At 37.0% G+C, this 21,021-nt stretch carries 24 protein-coding genes; 17 read left to right on the forward strand and 7 right to left on the reverse strand.

Going from position 1 to position 21,021, the window contains the following annotated elements; genetic code table 11:
* Positions 1 to 16: 16 nt before the first annotated feature.
* Complete coding sequence (locus tag OZY43_RS02740) at positions 17 to 301, reverse strand: hypothetical protein (RefSeq protein ID WP_277165718.1); 285 nt, start codon at positions 299 to 301, stop codon at positions 17 to 19.
* A gap of 71 nt (positions 302 to 372) precedes the next feature.
* On the opposite strand from OZY43_RS02740, the gene OZY43_RS02745 reads away from it, so the two are divergent.
* A complete protein-coding gene (locus OZY43_RS02745; RefSeq protein WP_277165720.1) occupies positions 373 to 1,329 on the forward strand; it encodes an alpha/beta hydrolase in 957 nt (318 codons plus the stop codon).
* Positions 1,330 to 1,500: 171 nt separating this feature from the next.
* Here OZY43_RS02745 and rlmD read toward each other — a convergent pair whose 3' ends face one another.
* Positions 1,501 to 2,880: a 23S rRNA (uracil(1939)-C(5))-methyltransferase RlmD gene (gene rlmD, locus OZY43_RS02750; protein WP_277165722.1), complete on the reverse strand. Its 1,380-nt coding sequence runs from the start codon at positions 2,878 to 2,880 to the stop codon at positions 1,501 to 1,503.
* A gap of 123 nt (positions 2,881 to 3,003) precedes the next feature.
* Here rlmD and recX point away from each other — a divergent pair, with 123 nt between their 5' ends.
* Positions 3,004 to 3,819 carry a recombination regulator RecX gene (gene recX, locus OZY43_RS02755; RefSeq protein ID WP_277165724.1) on the forward strand — a complete coding sequence of 272 codons (816 nt, stop codon included), beginning with the start codon at positions 3,004 to 3,006 and terminating at the stop codon, positions 3,817 to 3,819.
* 9 nt (positions 3,820 to 3,828) lie between these two features.
* Positions 3,829 to 4,305 (forward strand): hypothetical protein, encoded by a 477-nt coding sequence (locus OZY43_RS02760; RefSeq protein ID WP_277165726.1) that lies wholly within the window; start codon positions 3,829 to 3,831, stop codon positions 4,303 to 4,305.
* A 4-nt stretch (positions 4,306 to 4,309) separates the two neighbouring features.
* On the opposite strand, the gene OZY43_RS02765 is transcribed toward OZY43_RS02760, so the two are convergent.
* Positions 4,310 to 4,771 carry a hypothetical protein gene (locus tag OZY43_RS02765; protein ID WP_277165728.1) on the reverse strand — a complete coding sequence of 154 codons (462 nt, stop codon included), beginning with the start codon at positions 4,769 to 4,771 and terminating at the stop codon, positions 4,310 to 4,312.
* A 101-nt stretch (positions 4,772 to 4,872) separates the two neighbouring features.
* Between OZY43_RS02765 and OZY43_RS02770 the strand changes: the two genes are divergently transcribed.
* Both OZY43_RS02770 and OZY43_RS02775 read left to right on the forward strand, forming a co-directional pair.
* Positions 4,873 to 5,742 (forward strand): hemolysin family protein, encoded by an 870-nt coding sequence (locus OZY43_RS02770; protein WP_277165730.1) that lies wholly within the window; start codon positions 4,873 to 4,875, stop codon positions 5,740 to 5,742.
* Positions 5,743 to 5,846: 104 nt separating this feature from the next.
* Entirely contained in the window at positions 5,847 to 7,418 is a 1,572-nt protein-coding gene (locus tag OZY43_RS02775; protein WP_277165732.1) for a peptide chain release factor 3, read from the forward strand.
* Positions 7,419 to 7,533: 115 nt separating this feature from the next.
* Here OZY43_RS02775 and OZY43_RS02780 read toward each other — a convergent pair whose 3' ends face one another.
* Both OZY43_RS02780 and OZY43_RS02785 read right to left on the reverse strand, forming a co-directional pair.
* Positions 7,534 to 7,815: a DUF1827 family protein gene (locus OZY43_RS02780; RefSeq protein WP_277165735.1), complete on the reverse strand. Its 282-nt coding sequence runs from the start codon at positions 7,813 to 7,815 to the stop codon at positions 7,534 to 7,536.
* A 127-nt stretch (positions 7,816 to 7,942) separates the two neighbouring features.
* Positions 7,943 to 10,150: an ATP-dependent Clp protease ATP-binding subunit gene (locus OZY43_RS02785; RefSeq protein WP_277165737.1), complete on the reverse strand. Its 2,208-nt coding sequence runs from the start codon at positions 10,148 to 10,150 to the stop codon at positions 7,943 to 7,945.
* A gap of 228 nt (positions 10,151 to 10,378) precedes the next feature.
* Between OZY43_RS02785 and OZY43_RS02790 the strand changes: the two genes are divergently transcribed.
* The 6 genes from OZY43_RS02790 to OZY43_RS02815 all read left to right on the forward strand — a co-directional run bounded on the left by OZY43_RS02790 (position 10,379) and on the right by OZY43_RS02815 (position 15,046).
* The gene (locus OZY43_RS02790) at positions 10,379 to 10,561 is read left to right on the forward strand and encodes a hypothetical protein (RefSeq protein ID WP_277165739.1); all 183 of its coding nucleotides are present in this window, start codon (positions 10,379 to 10,381) and stop codon (positions 10,559 to 10,561) included.
* 112 nt (positions 10,562 to 10,673) lie between these two features.
* Positions 10,674 to 10,940 (forward strand): phosphocarrier protein HPr, encoded by a 267-nt coding sequence (locus OZY43_RS02795; RefSeq protein WP_277165741.1) that lies wholly within the window; start codon positions 10,674 to 10,676, stop codon positions 10,938 to 10,940.
* Positions 10,940 to 12,670, forward strand: coding sequence for a phosphoenolpyruvate--protein phosphotransferase (gene ptsP, locus OZY43_RS02800; protein WP_277165743.1), 1,731 nt, complete (start codon positions 10,940 to 10,942; stop codon positions 12,668 to 12,670). The genes OZY43_RS02795 and ptsP overlap by 1 nt, the downstream gene beginning before the upstream one ends.
* Before the next feature lie 196 nt (positions 12,671 to 12,866).
* Positions 12,867 to 13,265, forward strand: a complete 399-nt coding sequence (gene spxA / locus OZY43_RS02805) for a transcriptional regulator SpxA (RefSeq protein ID WP_277165745.1) — start codon at positions 12,867 to 12,869, stop codon at positions 13,263 to 13,265.
* Between the two features lie 107 nt (positions 13,266 to 13,372).
* Positions 13,373 to 14,104, forward strand: a complete 732-nt coding sequence (locus OZY43_RS02810) for an adaptor protein MecA (RefSeq protein WP_277165747.1) — start codon at positions 13,373 to 13,375, stop codon at positions 14,102 to 14,104.
* Between the two features lie 69 nt (positions 14,105 to 14,173).
* Positions 14,174 to 15,046 carry a competence protein CoiA family protein gene (locus OZY43_RS02815; protein WP_277165750.1) on the forward strand — a complete coding sequence of 291 codons (873 nt, stop codon included), beginning with the start codon at positions 14,174 to 14,176 and terminating at the stop codon, positions 15,044 to 15,046.
* Here OZY43_RS02815 and OZY43_RS02820 read toward each other — a convergent pair.
* The gene (locus OZY43_RS02820; protein ID WP_277165752.1) at positions 15,009 to 15,650 is read right to left on the reverse strand and encodes a DsbA family protein; all 642 of its coding nucleotides are present in this window, start codon (positions 15,648 to 15,650) and stop codon (positions 15,009 to 15,011) included. The two genes, OZY43_RS02815 and OZY43_RS02820, sit on opposite strands and share 38 nt — an antisense overlap.
* A 72-nt stretch (positions 15,651 to 15,722) precedes the next feature.
* Positions 15,723 to 16,355: a CYTH domain-containing protein gene (locus tag OZY43_RS02825; protein ID WP_277165754.1), complete on the reverse strand. Its 633-nt coding sequence runs from the start codon at positions 16,353 to 16,355 to the stop codon at positions 15,723 to 15,725.
* A 73-nt stretch (positions 16,356 to 16,428) separates the two neighbouring features.
* Here OZY43_RS02825 and OZY43_RS02830 point away from each other — a divergent pair, with 73 nt between their 5' ends.
* From OZY43_RS02830 to OZY43_RS02855, 6 genes are all read left to right on the forward strand, one after another.
* On the forward strand, positions 16,429 to 17,061 hold the full coding sequence (locus OZY43_RS02830) for a GTP pyrophosphokinase family protein (protein WP_277165756.1): 633 nt from the start codon (positions 16,429 to 16,431) through the stop codon (positions 17,059 to 17,061).
* The gene (locus tag OZY43_RS02835) at positions 17,058 to 17,864 is read left to right on the forward strand and encodes an NAD kinase (protein ID WP_277165758.1); all 807 of its coding nucleotides are present in this window, start codon (positions 17,058 to 17,060) and stop codon (positions 17,862 to 17,864) included. Before OZY43_RS02830 ends, OZY43_RS02835 begins: the two co-directional genes overlap by 4 nt.
* Positions 17,851 to 18,744 carry an RluA family pseudouridine synthase gene (locus OZY43_RS02840; RefSeq protein ID WP_277165760.1) on the forward strand — a complete coding sequence of 298 codons (894 nt, stop codon included), beginning with the start codon at positions 17,851 to 17,853 and terminating at the stop codon, positions 18,742 to 18,744. The genes OZY43_RS02835 and OZY43_RS02840 overlap by 14 nt, the downstream gene beginning before the upstream one ends.
* A gap of 84 nt (positions 18,745 to 18,828) precedes the next feature.
* Complete coding sequence (locus OZY43_RS02845) at positions 18,829 to 19,542, forward strand: lantibiotic protection ABC transporter ATP-binding protein (protein ID WP_277165762.1); 714 nt, start codon at positions 18,829 to 18,831, stop codon at positions 19,540 to 19,542.
* Positions 19,535 to 20,272, forward strand: coding sequence for a lantibiotic immunity ABC transporter MutE/EpiE family permease subunit (locus tag OZY43_RS02850; protein WP_277165764.1), 738 nt, complete (start codon positions 19,535 to 19,537; stop codon positions 20,270 to 20,272). Before OZY43_RS02845 ends, OZY43_RS02850 begins: the two co-directional genes overlap by 8 nt.
* Positions 20,269 to 21,015, forward strand: a complete 747-nt coding sequence (locus tag OZY43_RS02855) for a lantibiotic immunity ABC transporter MutG family permease subunit (RefSeq protein ID WP_277165765.1) — start codon at positions 20,269 to 20,271, stop codon at positions 21,013 to 21,015. Before OZY43_RS02850 ends, OZY43_RS02855 begins: the two co-directional genes overlap by 4 nt.
* Positions 21,016 to 21,021: the final 6 nt, after the last annotated feature.

Below are 21,021 nucleotides of genomic sequence, written 5' to 3' on the forward strand. Positions count from 1 at the left end.
TTTTTCATTAGTTTTTTTATGTTAATCTAACGGCATTGCTTGCCGGCAAAATCTGCACACCATAAATGGCTAGCTGAGTGTCATCCAGCTTTATCCTAAGGGGAATACTGCGGCCGTGTAAGTGGCTAACGAGGCTGATAATTTTTGCCTTGGTAATTGGTTTTTTGCCCGGATAAAGTAGACAACAACTACTCGAAATTTTTAAGCGAGCCAGTGGCTGCATGGCACCGTTAATTGTCAGGTAAAATTTGGTTTGTTCATTTAAATCGTTGGTAAGTTGTAATAAGTCGGTTAGTCGCATAATATTTCCTATACAAAATTAAAATGTTATACTGATGCTATCAGATTTTAATAGAAAGTTGGTTTCGTCTTTTGAGACAATTAAAACACAAAAAATTATGGCTTTCATTAGTATCAGTCATATTATTAATTTGTTTATTATTTATTGGTGCAGGTTGTTACTTCTTTAAAGTTGCTTGTGTGCCAGGACACAAGAGCTTTTTATCATCATCAAGCAAAGTAATTAAGAAGTCTGATCCACTGTATAAACAGAAAATTTGGTTTAAAAAAGCCAAAAAGGATAAGTGGTACATGAAGTCTGCGGATAACAAGTACCGGTTGGATGCCAATTATATTCCTAGTAAAGATTCACATAAGACAGCAGTTATTTTGCCCGGCTACATGAATGTTAAGGAAGATATGGGTAAGTATGATGCCCTTTTTCATGAAATGGGCTATAACACTTTAACGCCAGATCCGCGTGCTCAAGGTAAGAGCCAAGGTAAGTACATTGGTTATGGTTGGGTTGAAAAGGCCGACATTAAAAAATGGATTAACCTCTTGCTTGCTAAAAACGGTCCTGACCAGCAGATTGTTGTTTTTGGTGTCAGCATGGGTGGGGCAACAACGATGATGGTCAGTGGCTTGCAATTGCCTAAGCAAGTTAAGGCTTTTGTCGAAGATTGTGGCTATACCAGCGTAAAAGATGAAATTGAACATGAAGCACAAGCTTTGTATAATATGCCGGCCTTTCCGCGTTTTCCAATGGTTGAGATTTTGAGCGGGATTAATCGCATCAAAGTAGGCTACTTTTTGAATGATGGTTCCAGCATTAAGCAGCTGCACCATAATTACCGCCCAATGCTGTTTATTCATGGTGGTAATGATACGTTTGTGCCAACAAAGATGGTTTATCGTAACTATCAGGCCACTAAGGGGCCAAAAGAATTATGGGTAGCACCCAAATCTAAACATGCTGATTCTTTTGCGGACCATCCGCAAACATATAAAGCGCATGTTAAAAGTTTTTTGGCTAAATATCTCAAGTAATTTTTAGATGTTCTTGCTAGCGCTTACAATAACTGATATAATAGATAAAAGTAAAATTTTAAATCTTAAAAATGTATATTGTCGAAATGCTCTACTAAATAAGTGTGTTAGTAGTAATATACGTTATCTTCTAAATAAAAACAGTTGCCCATCATAGAGGCAACTGTTTTTTTATTTACGTAAAGTTAATTTAGCAATGCACTCACACCGCGGTGTCTGCGGTAACATGTCAACATTCTCAATCAAGCGGACATCGTATGCTTCACTTAATAAAACGAGGTCTTGAGCTAATGTGGAAGGGTTACAAGAGACATAAACAAAAGTCCGTGGTTTAATTCGCAGTAAAGTTTTAATTAGGCTTTTAGCCAATCCTGTGCGTGGTGGATCAACGATTAAAGCATCAATTGCAATACCATCTTCTTGCAGACGGGGGAGAACTTTTTCAACACTACCTTGAATGTAGTCCGCATTCTTAATATGATTAAGTTCAACGTTGTGTTTAGCATCATCAACGGCTTCTGGAATGGTTTCGATACCGATAACTTGTTTAACGTGGTCACTGGCAATAATTCCTAAAGTACCAACGCCGCTGTAAGCATCAATTAAGGTTTCATCTTTATTTAGATCTAAGAATTTTAATGCTTCGGAATATAAGTTAACGGTTTGTACTGGATTCAATTGGAAAAAGGCGCGTGGCGATAAGGCGAATTTCTTACCAAGAATTTCTTCAGTAATTTGATTTTTGCCAGCTAATTTTTCGGTTTTGTTGCCCCAAACTTGTGGATTGCGCCAATCAGTTTCATTTTGATAGACACTGACAACGTTAGGCAATTTCATAATTTCCTTACTTAATGGTAAAAGATTTTTGATCTCGTGGCCAACAGTAATTAGAGTTACCTGAATTTCTTGCGTAGCTTCTGCCTGCCGAACAACAATAGTTTTTAATCCAGCTGAACGACGGTATGGATTAGCAATTGTCACGTGCATTTTTTCAACTAAGGCCTTGATTTGCCGTTCTGTTTTCTGGGTAGCTTCACTTTGTGTCGGCATTACCGGCAGATCATAAAGTTCATGAGAATTAGGAGCAAATAATCCTAATTTAACCTTGCCGTGATCTTGTTCAATTTGATATTGCGCTTTATTACGGTAATGCCATGGGTTAGGTGCTGCGATTGTCCGCTTGACTTTATATTTGTTGTAGCCACGAGGATGAAACTTCTTCAGAGCTTCAAGCATGTTATCGCGTTTAAATTCAAGTTGTTTGTCATAAGTCAAATGAGCTAGTTCTAAGCCGCCAATTGCGGGATTAACTCCCTTAGGAAAAGTAACGCGGTCGGGACTTTGCTGCTTAATGCGGACGAGTTCTGCTTGAATATAGTGAGGAAATTCTTCAAGGATTTTGGCTACCACAACCTCATCTGGTAAAGCTCCGGGAATAAAAATAATCTTTTTACGGTAGTAACCAATACCTTCACCGTTAATTCCTAGACGTTTAACAGTAATAATAACGTCTTTTTCTTTTGGTTCATGTCGTTTAAAATTTTTTCGCATAATGTTCTTTCTACAATAATCTATTAACTACTAATAGTTTATTGTACTCCTTCAAAAAAGTTTTTAGCAAGAATAGGAAAAATTTGCTAGCATATAAGGTAGGAAAGTGAAAGGTGACAAAAGATGCCAATTATTACTAAAGTCAGTAGTCAAAAGCGACCAGGACGCTACAATATCTTTTTGGATGGTCAATATGCTTTTGCGGCAAGTGAACAGACAGTTGCAACCTTTGTCCTTTTAAAAGGACAAGAATTAACACCTAAAAAAATAGCTGAAGTTAAACAGTTTGATGCTGATAGTAAGGCAACAAGCTTGGCTTCTAATTATTTGAGTTACCAAGCACGGACTGTCTATGAGGTTCTGCAATATCTGAAAAAGCACGACATTGCGGATGACTCAGCGCAAAATGCAGTAGCACAGCTATCAGCAATGGGCTTTTTGGATGATCAAAAATATGTTGCGCTGGCGATTAAGCAAAATTTACGCTCGGGAACAGATGGCCCGTTGACATTAACGCGGAAGTTGACGCAAAAGGGAATTGATCCAGCATTAATTCAGACGGAATTAGACGGAATTGCTGACGAAGATTGGCTGGGTGCTGGACAGCGTGTTTTAAAATCAATGAAAAATAAGGTTGGCAAGCTTTCTGAACGTGAATTAACACGCAAAATGCGGGCTAAATTAATGAGTCATGGTTTCAATAGTGCAATTGTTGGTTCAATAATTGCTGAAATTGATCTGCAGCCTGATGAAGCCGCTCAAGTTGAAGCATTAAAAAAGCAGGGTGTGAAAGCCTACAAACGTTTTCGCCGTTTTAATGAAGGTGAGCGAAAAACTAAGATTAGAAATTATTTGTTTACTCACGGTTTTTCTAGCAGTGAGATCGATGCTTTTCTGGCGGGTGAGATTATTCCATTAGATGAATTGGCTGAATATTAGGAGGATAAAATGAAAAAATCACAAGAAAAGCTTGCTTTTATTGGTCGCCCATTTGCAGATAGCTTAATGGATCAACAAAAATCTTTTGCTGAATGTAATGCTCAAATGGAGAATGATCAAAATTTTCAAAAATTCTTGCAGGATAACAAGTTACAATCTAAGCGCAGTAGCTTAATTGTCTTTGGACCAGAGCATTTTATGTACTGGTATGGGGTAATTGCGCCAGCAGAAACTGTTGCACCTGCTGGTTTAATGCGGTTTGTTCTGCCACAAGGCCAAGTAGCTGAAGAAGAACTATCTGAACAAACACTAGCCTGGTTTAATCAGCCGCTGAATACGGTATTGCCGCCATTCTTAGCTAAGGTTAGTGCTGAAGGTATTCAAGTCTATGAGAACCCAGGTGACAGTTTGACGCCGTATATTTTGCAACACTTAAATTTAAGCACAAAAAAATTGTCTCAAGACTTGTATCTTGAAGACAACTAGTAAGTTAGTGTTGTTGGGGATCAATTGACAGGTTGTCATATTCAACGTAGGCGCCAAGACAAGTTGATAAAAGCATAATCAAGAAGACCATGCCGACAGACTTGCCGACAATTTGGTCAAGGGTGAGAAAGTTGCGCACGATAAAAGTAGCCGCAAAGCAAAGGATAAAGTCTAGGATCATGTTGGCTAATAACAAAAAGTAACGTCGCCGGATACTAAAGAAGCGTAGTAGTTGTTTTAGCAGGCTGTCATTAACTTCCATTGCAAGTAGGTCAACAGGTCGCTGGATGGTTGCTTTAATAGCAAACATGATTAAAGCACCGACAAGTGCACCGATAGTTGTTCTGAATAAGTCAGCTGAGTGCAGCACTAGCGCGTCATAGCCAATGCCGATGATTAATAAACTGCATAAATAAGGAATTAGTAGTAAAAATGTAAAGACAAGTAAGACGTGACTTTTTTTCATTGGAATAACCTCGTTTCTTACGTGCTATTCTAACATATCAAGCACCTAACATGATATAATGTTATTATTTATATTGAGATTTTAAGAAAGAGAGAAAAATTATGACTAGCGACCCTGCCAAGGGGAATTTATTTGAACGTTTTAAAAATAAATTTTCCCCTGCAAGTGATGAAGAAACGAAGGAACATTTAATTAAGGAAATTGTGGCTTTGCACGAGCAGAAAAAGATCAGCGAAACCGAATATTCCATGTTAAATAATGTTTTGGATTTTCAAGGGCGGATGGTCCGTGAGGTAATGGTTCCACGGATTGACGCTTATATGGTAGATTGCGGTGATAGTTTTCAAGACAATCTTGATGAAATCTTGCGTGAGCCGTATTCACGAATTCCGGTTTATCAACAGGATAAAGATAAGATTATCGGGGTAATTCATATTCGAACAGTTTTGCGTAAGGCACGTGAGAAGGGTTTTGCCAATATTGATTATGATGATGTGATGAATCCGCCGTTGTTTGCACCAGAAACAACTGACTTAAGCGAGTTGTTAGTAGAGATGCAGCAGACCCAGCAACAATTAGCAATTCTAACGGATGAATACGGTGGAGTTGTCGGGATTGCGACAATTGAAGATTTAATTGAGGAAATTGTCGGTAATATTGATGATGAAGTTGATCATACCGAAGTATTATTTAACCAGATTGCACCTAATAAGTATGTGATTTATGGAAAAATGCCACTAGTTGATTTTAATGAGCAATTTGGCACCGATCTTGAGATGGAAGATGTTGATACTATTGCTGGCTTTATGATTACTAAGTTAGGAATTATTCCGGCTAAAGGTGAAAAATTAGCGGTTAAGTTAGATAATGGCATGGTCTTAACAACTAGAAGAATGATGCGGTCAAGATTGCTAACCGTGTTATTGACAATTCCAGAAAACAAGCAAGAAAAAGAGGAGCAAGATAATTAAATGAGTGAAGAACTTCTTTGTGAACATTAATTGATGCCTATTTTATAAAATTAAAAAGTTATCAATTAATTGGGTAGTAAAGCAAAAGAAAAAGAGAGTAATTAATGAGTGCAGGATTATTAGATAAGGTAAAGACAAGAAGAACATTTGCAATTATTTCACACCCCGATGCGGGAAAAACGACGATTACAGAGCAAATGCTTCTTTTTGGTGGTGTTATTCGGAGTGCTGGTACCGTTAAGGCTCGTAAGACGGGTCATTATGCTACTAGTGATTGGATGGAAATTGAAAAGCAGCGGGGAATTTCAGTTACTAGTTCAGTTATGCAGTTTGAGTATCAAGGTAAGCGAATTAATATTCTTGATACCCCAGGACACCAAGATTTCTCAGAAGATACTTACCGGACACTAATGGCCGTCGATTCTGCTGTAATGGTAATTGATTCGGCTAAGGGAATTGAGCCGCAAACGAAAAAGCTATTTAAAGTTGTTAAGCAGCGTGGGATTCCGATTTTTACTTTTATGAATAAACTCGATCGTGATGGTAGGCCGCCGTTAGACCTAATTGCCGAATTGGAAGATTTGCTTGGGATCGAAGGCGTGGCAATGAACTGGCCGATTGGCTCAGGACAAACCTTGCAGGGACTATATGATATTGCCAACAATCAAGTTGAAATGTACCACAAGGATGGCCCAGACCGTTTCTTACCGTTAGATAAGGATGGCAAATTGGCAGATAGCGAACCTTTTAGTCAAAATCCGCAATTCCAAGATACTTTAGATGAAATTGACTTAATTAAAGAAGCGGGTAATACTTTTGACATTAATAAAATTATCAAAGGTGATCAGACACCTGTTTTCTTCGGTTCAGCCTTAACTAATTTTGGTGTGGAAACTTTTTTAAAGAGTTTTGTGCAATTAGCGCCAGCGCCTGAAAGTCATACAGTTAATGACGATGAGCAGCTTAGTCCTGATGACGCGGAATTCTCTGGTTTTGTCTTTAAGATTCAAGCAAATATGAACCCACATCATCGTGATCGAATCGCCTTTGTCAGAGTAGGCAGCGGTGAATTTAAAAAGGGCTTAGATGTCACGTTGGCACGAACAGGTAAGCCGATTAGATTAAACAATGCAACGGAATTTATGTCTAGTGAACGGGTACAAGTAACTGATGCCGTTGCTGGTGATATTGTCGGACTCTATGATACAGGTAATTTTCAGATTGGTGATAGTATTTATGCGGGTAAACATAAGATAGTGTATCCGGCTTTACCTGAATTTACACCTGAATTATTTGTTCGTGTCACCGCTAAAAACGTAATGAAGCAAAAGTCATTCCACAAGGGGATGACTCAATTGGTACAAGAGGGTGCAATCCAACTTTACCGTAATTACCAAACTGACGAATACATTTTAGGTGCTGTCGGACAACTGCAATTTGAAGTCTTCAAGTTTAGAATGAAGAACGAATATAATTCTGATGTAGAAATGACTAGCATTGGTCATCGGGTGGCACGTTGGATTGATCCAGACCAGCTTGATCCGGCAATGTCAAATAGTCGTAACTTGCTAGTTAAAGATCGCTATGATCAACCGCTCTTCTTATTTGAAAATCAATTTGCAGAACGATTCTTCCAAGATAAGTATCCGGATGTTAAATTAACAGAAAAGTTATAAACAAAATAAAAATGGTTGGCACTGATTGTCAACCATTTTTTATATGTAGAATAGTGAAACTAAAAAAACCGGTATTTTAGAGTAAAGCTGAAGTGCCGGTTAAAATAGCAAGTCACTATTTATCAATGTGAATTTCAACTACTTGTTGATTTTTATCAAAAGTCAACTGATATGAAGGATCTGCTTCTTTAATTAAACGCTTGATGATAAATTCGACTTCATCTTTACGCACACGTCGATCATGATTTTCTATAGCAATACCAATTGCCTGATCACTTTCAGTGTAAATAACTGAAGTATTGCCCAAAGAGTAAACTTTAATATAATTGGCATCAGTCGAATTGAGCTGATTATGGACTAGATTGCTATAACTATTGGTTACATCTATTAAATGCATAAAACCTCACCCGTTTCTTGTAGTAATTCTTCTCTTCTAAGTATAACGCTAAATTGGTCTTTTTTCTGTAAATAAAAACATGATTATTATCATTAGTAATAATCATGTTTAAAAATCAATTTAATAATTAAAGTTTTGGACTTTCAGGTGTAACTGCTTGTTCAGGATCTTGCGCACTAATAATGATTTGATCATTGTTAACGTCAGCTGTGAGCTGCTTACTCTCAGGGTGGTCTAATTTAAAATCAGCAACCTTGTCTTCAATCTCTTCTTGAATAGTTCGACGTAACGGTCTAGCACCCATTGCTGGATTATAGCCGTCTTCAACGAGCTTCTTTTTAGCAGCGTCAGTAACTGTAATTTGTAGGCCTTGATTTTTAACCATTTCATTGGTTTTATCAAGCATCAAATTAACAATTTGAATGAGGTTATCCTTCGTTAATTCATTGAATTCAATCACATCATCTAATCTGTTCAAAAATTCTGGCTTGAAGAATTGACTCATTGAACTTCTTGCAGAATCTTTTTCTTCAGTAGCATTTTCAGCAGCAAACCCCACACTAGCTTTTTTAATTCCTTGACCAGCATTTGAAGTCATGATGATAATTGTATCCTTGAAGGAAACTGTTCTACCCTGTGAGTCAGTTAAGCGACCGTCATCCAAAATCTGTAAGAACAAATTCATGACTGACGGATCAGCTTTTTCAATCTCATCTAATAAAATCAGGCTGTATGGGTGGCGGCGTACTTGTTCGGTTAATTGACCTGCTTCTTCATAGCCGACATAGCCGGGGGCAGAACCAATTAATTTGGAAACAGAATATGATTCCATATATTCGGACATATCAAAACGAATCATGGCATCTTCTGAACCAAACATTTGCTTAGCTAACTGTTTAGCCAATTCTGTTTTACCAACACCAGTAGGACCGACGAAGAGGAAGGAACCGATTGGCCGACCGGATTTGTTAAAGCCAATCCGGTTGCGGCGAATTGCACGGGCAACTTTGTCAACAGCGCTATCTTGGCCGATCACATGTGCTTTCAAAGTAGGTGCTAAATTTTGCAGTTGATTTTCTTCTTGTTTTTGTAAGTCACCAACCGGGATACCTGTTTTTTCTTCAACAATCTTATTCATAATCTTGTCTGTAATAACAGGGGATTTGTCAGGATCAATTTTTTGATCTTTTACTTTGTTATACTTTTCAATTTGATCGCGATAATAAGCAGCTTTTTCGTAATCTTCGTTTTTAAGCGATTCTTGCTTTAGTTGCTGTGCCGCTGCAATCCGTTCTTTGATTTTATCCTTGTCAACGTAAGGAATGGTTAAGTTCATTCTTGAACCGGCTTCGTCAAGGAGATCGATGGCCTTGTCTGGTAAAAACCGGTCTTGGATATAACGCTCAGACAATTCTGCTGCTGCCTTGATTGCATCATCAGTATAATGAACATGGTGGTAGTCTTCATACCGCTTCTGAATACCCTTTAAAATACGGATCGTTTCGGCAACTGAAGGCTCTTTAACGTCAACTGGTTGAAACCGTCGGGCTAGAGCAGAATCTTTTTCAATTTCCCGATATTCTTTTAAGGTAGTTGCACCGACTAGTTGTAAATCACCGCGAGCTAAGGCTGGCTTAATGATATTACCGGCATCCATACCGCCTTCAGCATTACCTGCACCAACAATTTCGTGAATTTCATCAATGAATAAAATAATATCGTCATGCTGTTGTAATTCTTTAATTAATTGTTGCATCCGCTGCTCGAATTGGCCACGAATACCAGTACCTTGAACAAGTGAAACGACATTTAAAGAAATGATGCGTTTATCCTGTAGTTTAGCGGGGACAGAACCATCAACAATTTGTTGAGCTAAGCCTTCAACAACTGCTGTTTTACCTACACCGGCTTCACCAATTAATACCGGATTATTCTTAGTTCTTCTATTTAAAATCTCAATTACGCGGGCGATCTCCTTGTCACGGCCAATTACCGGATCAATCTTACCTTTTTTGGCTAGGGCTGTTAGGTCAGTACCATATTGGTCAAGTAAGCTGTGATTGCCGCCATGACCAGAACCGCCGTTACTCATCCGTGGTTGACCTTGACCGCCTTGACCAGCATTGTTAAACGCAGCGTTATTTCCGCCTAGATTATTAAATAAATCATCAAAGTCGCCGAAGAAACCATTGTTGTCATTATTCATATTAATATTTCCTTGTTGTTTAAGTTCTTGATAACATTGTCCACATAAATTAATTTCACGGCTTTGACCATTAACCTTTGCATAGAGGTGAATGGAAGCAGGCCGCTTTTGACAGTTTTGACAAAGCAATTATATTTACCGCCTTTCATTTCAAGTTTACTAAATTATATAATTAGCACTCTCAATAATCAAGTGCTAAAACTTAAAAACTTATTTTTTGTAAGCAACTGCGTAAGGGCTGCAATTTCAATTTTAGTAAATTTTGGATTATGATAAAAAGACTTAAAGAGAAACTTTAATGTAAGATTTTAATTTAAGTGGAATTTTTAACATAAATTTAAAAAGATGGTGAAATTATTGAATTATCAAAAAATTCTTGAACAACTTGTCAACGGTGAGCTTGAGCAGTATATTGTTGAACCTAAGGATGCCTTTGATTTTCAGGCAGCGTTGCGAGCTTTTGGTAAACGACAAAATATCACAGGTCGGGCTTTACGTGGTGGGAAAATTATTTATTCACAGTCAAAGTCTGAAAATTAATGATGTAAACTGTTACATTTATGTTGTCTAATTCACAAAAAAATGATAGTCTAATACTCGAATAGGTATTTACTACCGTTTTGATTTTTCAATATTAAAGGAGATAATTATAATGGAGAAACGCGATTTTCATGTTGTTGCAGAAACAGGTATTCATGCTCGTCCAGCCACACTTTTAGTACAGGCTGCTTCTAAGTTTGGTTCAGATATTAACTTGGAATATAACGGCAAGTCAGTTAATTTGAAGTCAATCATGGGCGTTATGTCACTTGGTGTCGGTAAGGGTGCAGATGTTACAATCACTGCTGATGGTGATGACGAAAAAGATGCAATCAGTGCTATTTCTGACACAATGAAAAAAGAGGGCTTAGCTGAATAATGACCAAGACTTTAAAAGGAATTGCTGCTAGTGACGGGATTGCTGTTGCTCCAGCCTATCTCTTGGTAGAACCAGATCTTTCTTTTACAAAGACTACTGTCAGTGATGCTGATAGTGAATTGGCTCGTTTTAAAAAGGCAATTGCGGCTTCAACTAAAGAAGTTGAGGCAATTCGTGATCGTGCCAAGAAGAGTTTAGGCGAGGATGAAGCTCAAGTTTTTGAAGCTCATTTAATGATTTTGAATGACCCTGAATTTACTGGTGCCATTGAAACTGAAATCAAGGATCAACAAGTTAATAGCGAAGCTGCTCTTGATGAAACTGCACAAAAATTTATTGCGATTTTTGAAGGTATGACTGATAACGCTTATATGCAACAACGTGCTGCTGATGTACGCGATGTGTCTAAGCGAGTAATGGCCCACCTGTTGAATAAAGAATTGCCTAATCCAGCCGCAATTGATCATGAAGTAGTTGTAGTTGCGCACGACTTAACGCCAAGTGACACTGCTCAATTAAATAAGAAATTTGTTAAGGGCTTTGTAACCGATATTGGTGGTCGGACTGCGCACTCAGCTATTATGGCACGTTCACTTGAATTGCCAGCTGTTGTTGGGACTGATTCAATTACTAAGGATGTCCAAAATGGTCAGACTTTAGTTGTAGATGGTCTTAACGGTGATGCTGTTGTTGAACCAAGTGATGACCAAGTTGTTGATTATCAAAAGAAGAGCGAAGCTTTCTTAGTCCAAAAGGCTGAATGGGAGAAGTTGAAGAACGAACCTTCGGTAACTAAGGACGGTAAGAAGTTTACAATCGCTGCTAATATTGGTACGCCAAATGATATGCAGGGTGTTAATGACAATGGTGCTGAAGCCGTTGGCTTGTACAGAACTGAGTTCTTGTACATGGATTCTAAAGACTTTCCAACTGAGGACCAACAATTCACTGCTTATAAAGAAGTAATCGAAGGAATGCATGGTAAGCAAGTTATCATTAGAACCATGGATATTGGTGGCGACAAGCACCTTGATTACTGGGACTTACCAGATGAAATGAATCCTTTCTTAGGTGTTCGGGCAATTAGGTTATCGCTGAAGAATGAAGAAATCTTCCGGACACAGTTACGTGCTTTGCTTAGAGCTTCTGCTTATGGCAAGCTGGGAATTATGTTCCCAATGATTGGTACTTTGGGTGAATTGCGCAAAGCCAAGTCAATTTTAGCTGAAGAAAAAGATAAATTAACTGCTAAGGGTATTAAAGTTGGTGCAGACTTACAAGTTGGAATGATGATTGAAGTTCCAGCCGCAGCTGTTTTAGCTGACCAATTTGCTAAGGAAGTTGATTTCTTCTCAATTGGAACCAATGACTTAATTCAATACACAATGGCTGCTGATCGGGGTAATGACAATGTTTCTTATCTTTACCAACCAGCTAATCCATCGGTTTTGCGTTTAATCAAGCATACGATTGATGCAGCCCATGAAAATGGTATTTGGTGTGGCATGTGTGGTGAAGCCGCTGGTGATAACACTATGTTCCCAATTTTACTGTCGATGGGTCTAGATGAATATTCAATGAGTGCTACTTCGATTTTGCGGATTAGAAGCTTAATGAAGAAGTTTTCAACTGCGGATATTAAGGAATTAGCTAACAAAGCATGTTACGTTTCCGAAACGGCAGAAGAGAATGAAAAATTAGTAGCTGACTTGATGAAAAAAGTTAACTAATAATTGCAAAAGAACATATTGACTTCGTCAATATGTTCTTTTATTATTTCTTGATAAAAACTTCACAATTTATTCACTTTTAGCTCCTATGATAAAAATATAGCTGGAATATTAAAATACTACTTACAAAAAAGAAGTAATGTGTTATAATATTACTAAGGTTAAAAAGTGTATTGTTCAAAGGAGCGTGAAATATATGGTAAATTTATATATATCTCCGAGTTGTACCTCATGTCGGAAGGCGAAAGCTTGGTTGAAGAAGCATGACATTGCTTTTAAAGAAAGAAATATTTTCTCTGAGCCGTTAACTAAAGACGAACTTATTCAAATTTTACGAATGACTGAAAATGGTACCGAAGAAATTATTTCTACGCGTTCAAGAGCTTTTCAACAATTAAAAGTTAATCTTGATGATTTATCAATTGATCAGTTGCTTGACTTAGTAGAGAAAAATCCTAGTTTGTTAAGACGACCAATTATTATGGACGATCGGCGGTTGCAGGTTGGCTATAATGAAGATGAAATTCGGCGGTTTTTGCCACGGAAAGTTCGTCGTCTTGAGCTTGAGGAAATGCAAAAGATTGCTGACATGTAATCTTACCAGCTTTTTATTAAAAAGCGTTAGTTTTTTCGACTAACGCTTTTCTTTTATCTCTAAAATACGCTACAATGGATAAAAGAATCCGATGGAGGTGAGAACTCGTGCATGTTGATCATATTAACGAAAATACTATTCGGGTAAGAATAGATAAAAATGAATTAGCTAACCGCGGACTCAAGGTGTTAGATTTGCTGGGTGATAAAAGTAAGATTCAGCACTTTTTCTATTCAATTTTAGATGAAGTTGATACGGACCATTCTTTTAGTCAGGATGCACCAGTAACTTTTCAGGTAATGCCAAATAAGGGTGGACTTGACCTGTTAATTAGCAAGGTAACTGATAAGGATCGTAATAATTTAGCCCAGTTTTTGAATGATGATGGTGAAACTGCAGAAGCAGAAGATGATTTAGACTCGCGGCGTTCATTTATTGATTTGGATGCTGATAATGAGGTGCAAGCACAACCTGCTCCCACCACTATCCCAGCAGAAACGGCTACTCCGAAAAAGGACAAGTCGTTTTGGAAATTTCAAAAGAAACAGGCTTACAGCTTTGATGATTTAGATGCTCTGACAGAGTTGGCAGATAACTTACGAGTTAGTGATTTGGGATCGAGTCTTTACTTTGAACGGGGAAAGTTTTTCCTTGAATTAACTTTTGCAAATGAAGATTATGCGGAGATTAAACCAGCTGATGCGTGGGCAATTGCCAATGAGTATGGCTTAAAAGTTAAGTCAGAAGAAATGGCGCGTGTTAGAACAACAGGTAAGTGTTTGATTGCTAGTGATGCGTTAGGTCAATTACGGCATTATTTTGGTCATGCTAAGCGTTAAATTGTAATTAATAATTAAAGGCAGGGTAAAAACCTGCCTTTTTTGCGTACTTAATCATGGGTGATTATTTTGTATGCAGCACTTTTAAATAAAAATTTAGTTTTGGCAGTGACGGAAGCTGATTTAATTAGGCGGGGCGAAAAAAGGTTGGTCGGTCAGCAATATTTGTGTCCCCGTTGCCATAAAAGAGTGCAATTAATTATTAAAGCAAGTAAGCCTTACTTTAAGCATCGACCAAGAATTAGCCATCTGCAGGGCGAAAAAGAGGAGCACGCAATGAGCAAGGCTTTATTGCAGTCGGCTTTATGTGCTGCTGGTTTTAGGGCACAAACAGAAGTTACACTTGCAGCTGGTCAGTTGCGCGCTGATGTTTTAGCTAGTTCACAGCTAGCATTTGAGGTCCAATGTGCTCCTTTGAGTAAAACAGAGTTTACTCATCGTCATCAGTTATATTGTCAAATAGGAATTGCTGATCTTTGGGTAGTTGGTCGTCGTCATTATTTACAGGCAAAAATAAAAACGTCACAGCTAATTTTCTTTCGCAAAAACCAGGTGTGGCGTACTTATTATTTTGAAATAGATCCTTATCATAGGCAGCTACGTTTAAAATATAACGTGCTGCTTGAACCATTAACGAATAAATTACATTATCAGATAGAATATTTTAGCCTAGATGCTACGGGGTTACGAGCCTTATGGCAATTTCAGCCTGCACTTAAACAATATGAAGTTCAGCCTGCTAAGCAAAAGCATTACTTAGAGCTGCAACTTGCTGAAAAAAGTAAAAAGGGTAGTCAAATTGCGTGGCAGTTATACCAACGGCAGATGACAATTAATGATTTGCCTAGTTGGGTTTTTGGTAAAATGAGGGAAGTTAACTATTCAGATAATGTAACACAATATTTTAAATTAAACGCAAGTGACAACCAGAGGAAACGCTAGAGACGTTTGCTGTTGGCTGTTTTTTTTCGTCAATTAAACGACTATCGTTCTTAAATAGCCGGATTAACTTGTCATGAGCGACCAGCCCTTCAAGCATAATACCGTTGTAATTACCACTCTCATTATAAATAACAGTTGTTGGAATGTTGTAAACCTTAGATTTCTTTGCTAGTTGCTTATCGCGCTCAATTGAATCATCAATATATTTGCTAATTTTAGGATCTTTAAGTCGTTTAAAATTTAAATTTAATTTTTTGATGATTTCTTGTTGCAATTTTTCAGAATAGACATTAAAATCACGATTTAGTGCCTGCTGTAATTTGATTAAATAATAGCGGGCTTTTTTATTACCATATTCGAACTTAATTGCATGATAAATCCGCAAAGTCTGGAATGCAGCAATAGTATATTGCGGAATATCAATGGCTTTTTGCCCATCTTTTTTGCGGCGAATAATGTCATGCTTAATAACTTCAGTATTAGTAATGGGAATAAAATGAAAACTAGTATCAATATTAAGTTCATTAATCGCTTGTTTAATTAAGACTTCTGTGTCGTAGCAATAAATGCCAATTGGATTAACGAAAAGAAAAATCTCAAACATAACCAAGCTCCTCCATATCTAACGATCAATTTTTACTTTACCAAATAACTGCTATATAAACAAAGAATACGCTCACATATTATTGATTTTTTTCTGATGGAGATAAGCACGAGCAATTTTAGGTTGATTTTTAGTAGTCTTAGTTTGCTGAAAATGATACTTTTCTTCTAATTGCTCTAGTACCTTTTTGATTAGATTAGGATTAGAATTTTCGATTTCCAATTCAAAATCTTCGTAGTCATCAGGATAACTTGTGGCATCAAAGGTTAGCTCACAATTTTGGGGACCAGCAGCTAAAATACGGTGTGTTTTACTAAAAGTTTGCAATTCTAATTTTAAATTAGAACCAAAATGTGCTTGTAAATATATTCCTACGTTGGCACTAAAGGTAATGATGTGCTTTTTTTGTGCTTGAGTAAGTAAATTTTGTGCATCAGATAATTTTAAGGTATCGTTAATTTCTAGTGCTTCATGAAAATGATGCTGCACTGGTTGTGAGTTGGGGACTTTTAATGTTTGTTCGGCATAATCAGTGAACAAACGTATACGACAGCTGATATGATGCTGCTTGAGTAAGCTAGTAGCAGTGTCAAAATAATAATTGACCTGCTGTAAGTCATGTTTAATGGGAAAAGCACGGCATAAAGTACGGTAAGTTTCTTTAGTTAAAATAGTTTTGGCTTCAATTTCGTTGTTTTCTGACATAATAATTACTCCAATCTGTTTATCTATATTATATGGTAAAATGAATATGCTGCTTGAGAAAGGAATTAATTCGATGAAAATGGATTGGGATAATTTTTTATGGCCTTATGGTGAGGCAGTAAACGAGTTAAAAGTAAAGTTCCGTTCCTTAAGACAGAGTTTTCTGACTAAGGGAGAACATTCGCCAATTGAATTTGTAGTTGGCCGGGTTAAAACAGTTGATTCAATTAAGGAAAAAATGAAGCGGCGGGTAATTAGTCCTGATGTAATTGAAACGGATATGCAGGATATTGCAGGAATTCGCATTGTCTGTCAGTTTGTTGATGATATTTATAAAGTGGTAGATTTAATTCATGGACGCCAAGACATGGAAGTTTTGGAAGAACGTGATTACGTGCAGAACGCTAAGCCATCAGGGTATCGTTCTTACCATATGGTAATTGCTTATACAGTATATTTACCTGAAGGTGCTAAAAAATTGCTTGCCGAAATTCAGGTACGCACTTTGGCGATGAATTTTTGGGCAACAGTTGAACACACCTTGAATTATAAGTATCAGGGCTCATATCCAGCTGATATTTCGAAACGGTTGAAGTCAACAGCCGAAACGGCTTATAAACTTGATGAAGAGATGTCATTAATTAAGGATGAAGTGCAGGAAGCACAGAAAATTTTTACCAAAAATAAGGGTAAGGAAAAATCATGAGAATAGCGATTGCTCATAATACCAATGATAAAACTTTAAAGGTTGTGGCTCACCTCAAGACCCTTTTGCAAAAAAAAGATGGTGTTGTCTTTGATGCAAAATACCCGGATGTGGTAATTACAGTTGGCGGGGATGGAACTTTAATTAATGCTTTCCATCGCTATGAAAATCAGGTCAGCTCGATTCGTTTTATTGGTATTCATACGGGACATTTGGGCTTTTATACTGATTGGCGCGGGCAGGATGTCGGTAAAATGACAGATGCGCTTTTTTTGCGTGAGCCAGAATCTGCTAAATATCCGTTGCTTGAAATTGAACTGGTAACAGAAGCAGGCGAGAAAAAACGCTTTTTGGCGTTAAATGAATCCGCAGTTAAGCGGGTATCACATACACTAGAAGCCGATGTCTATATTGATGACCAATTGTTCGAGAACTTCCGCGGGGATGGGCTTTGCATTTCAACACCGACAGGCTCAACTGGTTATAACAAGTCACTTGGTGGTGCAGTTATCCATCCGCAGTTAAAGGCTCTGCAGATGGCAGAGATTGCGTCAATTAATAATCGAGTTTTTCGGACGCTTTCGTCGCCGATTGTAATTGCTCCCGATCAATGGATTACTATTGTACCCAATGCTGACCACTTTGTAATGACAGTTGACGGTAAGCGAATTGATGTTCGAAATGCGAAAAAAATCAATTATCGAATTTCAAACAAGGTAATTCGTTTTGATCGTTTTGGTCATACGCATTTTTGGTCTCGGGTTCAGAGTGCTTTTATTGGTGAGCGTAATGACAAACTTTAAGTTAACTGTCCAAAGTAAAAGTCCACAGCAGTTGGGGGCTTTTTTAATGAAAAATGGTTTTTCTAAACAAGCCATTAATAATGCTAAAAATCATCAAGGCTTGATTTTAGTTAATCATAGACGTCGTTATACGAGTTATAAGCTTCACTTAGGTGATGAAATTATTTTTGTCCCGGGATGTGAGCAAGCTAATCCGTGGCTTAAATCATCAGATAAGCCGCTAACAATTGTCAAAGAAGAGCAAAATTATTTAGTTGTGAATAAACCTGCAGGCGTTTTGTCGATTCCGTCACGTTATGAAGATAATGATGCCTTGGTTAATCGGGTACTGGGTTATTTTAATTATCAAAGACAATCTGACCTAAAGCCGCATGTGATTACTCGGCTTGATCGTGATACATCGGGGTTGGTATTAATTGGCAAGAATCCGATTGCCCATGCACGTTTTGCTAAGTTAAGTAAGGTTGATTTTGTTAAAAAGTACCACGCGATTGTTCATGGCAATTTTAACCACGGCGAGTTAACAGGGATAATTAAGGCACCAATTGGTCAAAAGAATGGCACTGTTGTTCGTCAAATTGATCCTACTGGTCAGACAGCCGCAACTGAATATCATGTTCTTGAGCAAGTCAAAGGTGCAAGTTTAGTTGAATTACGCTTGTTTACTGGCCGCACGCACCAAATTCGTGTTCATATGCAGTCGTTGGGACATCCTTTATTCGGTGATCCATTGTATGGTGTTAAAGATGTTTTTTCTAGGCAAGCGTTGAATTGCTACTATTTGGCTTTTCCGGATCCATTTGATTTAGATCAACAAGTAGAAATTAAAATTCCCGAGCCGCTTGATATGCAACAGTTATGGCAGAATTTACAAGGATAAAAGTATGCAAAGCATACTTTTATTTTTTTCCTTATAATTTCCTGATAAATAGTTGATAAGCTTATCAAAAAGGGAGGTTAAACAGTGAGTGACAATGAATTATTGTTAGCAACAAAAAATTTGACTAAAAAATATGGTCAAACTGCAGTAATTAAAAATCTATCGATAACAATTCCTAAAAATACAATTTATGGTCTATTAGGAGCAAATGGTGCGGGAAAATCGACAACACTTAAAATGATTACCGGAATCGTTCGACTAACTAGTGGGAGTATTTGGTATAAAGGTAAACCATGGCAAAGACAGGACTTACATGAAATTGGTGCGCTAATTGAAAATCCACCTTTGTATGGCAACTTAACTGCATTTGAAAATTTACTGGTTAGGACAACTTCTTTAGGTTTACCAAAAGAGAGAATCAATGAGGTATTGGCAATAGTTGATTTAACGAATACAGGTAAGAAAAAGGTTAAGCAATTTTCTTTAGGGATGAAGCAACGTTTAGGAATTGCTCTTGCGTTGATTAATAATCCTAGATTACTTATCTTGGATGAACCAACCAATGGTCTTGATCCTCTGGGAATTGAATTTTTGCGTAAATTAATTTGTTCTCTTCCTAAAAAGGGAGTTACGGTTATTTTTTCAAGTCATATTTTAGCTGAGGTTGAGAATGTAGCCGATGAAATTGGGATTATTGCTGCTGGTAAGTTAGGTTACCAAGGCAAAATACCAGATAATACTGAGAAACTAGAGAAATTGTTTATGACAGTAGTAAGAAAAGAGCGGGTTAATGAATAAAATCCGAAATTTAATTAAGGCAGAAATTATTAAAAATCGTCATACTTTTATCGCACTCAGTCTATGGCTGTTACCTTTAATAACAACAATTTTAGCAACCTTTTTATTGGCAGGAAAACAATTACAGCAGGCTGTCTTTAATTGGTGGTATATGGTTATGTTGCCTGCAGAAGTTGCCTTAATTAGTGTTTATTTGCTCGAAAGCGATGAACAACAGAATTATTTTAATCTTAAGCTGACACCAATTCCTACCCTTAAAATTTGTCTTGCCAAAATTTTAACGGGTTGCTGCTATTTGTTATTTACTAATTTAATTATGATGCTTTTGGTTTTATTAGTGGGAAGGCTGTTTGGTAAGCAGTTAATGTTTGGCCAGGTCTTTCTGGCAACTATTTTATTGACGGTAAGCTTTGCCTGGCAAATTCCACTTGGTATGTTGTTAGAACTTAAATTACCAGCAGTTTTTACTTTAATTGTTATGGTTACTGTAAATGTATTTTTTGCTAGCCAAACTTTTGCTGGCAATAAGATATTGTGGCTAATTCCTTTTGCAATTCCTGCTAGACTAATGGCGGCTATCTTGGGTGTGAATCCTAATGGTGTTGTGTTAGCCAAAAATAGTTTTTTACATACAAAGAATGTTATTTTACCAGGTGTTTTACTTACTATTACACTATTTGGAATTTGCGTACTTGTACTTAATTATTACTTTAAAGAAGATAGGTTATGAAGTTACTAAATTTAATCCAAGCTGAGTTTTTTAAATTACGGCATACAAATTATTTTCTAATTCATATGGCCCTTCCTTTATTAGGGGGAACATTATGTGCTGGTTACTTTTTGATGACTAATTATCAATTTACTAGCTTTTTAATTGATTATTTCTTAGTAATTGCGCTTTGTTATCCATTTGCTTGTAGTTACGCTTGTAACAGTATTTTTGCGCAAGAAATAAGTAGTGATTGTTTTAATCTCTTAAGTGTAACGAGTCGTTGGCAAATTCTGCTAGTTAAATTATTTTATCTATTAATTGGTAGCTTAGTTTCTTGCTTGATGGCAATCTTTACATTTATTTGTTTGCTTAAAATAATGCGCGTTAAAATACTAATTAATGTAAGTTATTTGTTAGGAATGTGTTTGTTACTTTGGGGCAGTAACTGCTTAGCATATCTTGTTCATAGCTTTTTGGAATTAAAGTTTGGTCATAATGTTAGCTTAGTTTGTGCTGCTCTTGAATTTTTATTAGCAGCCCTGTTACTAACAGATTTAGGTAATTTGCTTTGGCCATTTTTTCCTAGTAGTTGGGGTGAACACCTCGTGCGAATTTATACAATGGCATTCTTTAATTTAAAAGTCGTCTCATTTATTCCAATACATTTTGCTTTATCAATAATTATTAGTTTGACATTAGCAATGTTAATTTTTTCTTTTTGTTGGTTCAATCAGTGGGAAGGACGCAGGAATGAAGGTTGATGATTT

This window comes from Lactobacillus sp. ESL0785 (assembly GCF_029395455.1).
GTDB lineage: Bacteria > Bacillota > Bacilli > Lactobacillales > Lactobacillaceae > Lactobacillus.